This is a genomic window from Pseudophaeobacter profundi (assembly GCF_029697505.1).
GTDB classification, from domain to species: Bacteria; Pseudomonadota; Alphaproteobacteria; order Rhodobacterales; family Rhodobacteraceae; genus Pseudophaeobacter; species Pseudophaeobacter profundi.
On the sequence record NZ_JARJEF010000116.1, the window covers coordinates 1 to 363 of the forward strand.

General features: G+C 63.9%; 1 pseudogene. It reads left to right on the plus strand.

What is annotated here, in order from left to right:
- A pseudogene (locus P2081_RS20470) lies at positions 1 to 363 on the plus strand (NADH-quinone oxidoreductase subunit F); the annotation flags it as partial.

Below are 363 nucleotides of genomic sequence, written 5' to 3' on the forward strand. Positions count from 1 at the left end.
GGAAGGGTGCCTTGTAGCCGGCCGCGCCATGGGAGCCAGAGCCGCATACATCTACATCCGAGGGGAGTTCTACAACGAGGCTTCAAACATGCAAGTGGCTCTCAGCGAGGCCTACCAAGCGGGCCTGATCGGCAAGAACGCCTGTGGCTCCGGTTACGACTTTGACGTGTTCATGCACCGAGGCGCCGGCGCCTACATCTGCGGCGAGGAGACGGCTCTCATCGAGTCCATCGAGGGCAAGCAGGGCAAGCCCCGGCTGAAGCCGCCGTTCCCGGCCGACGTTGGAGTGTTCGGCTGCCCCACCACCGTCAGCAATGTGGAGACTGTTGCAGTCGCTCCGGCCATTTGTCGACGAGGGGGCGC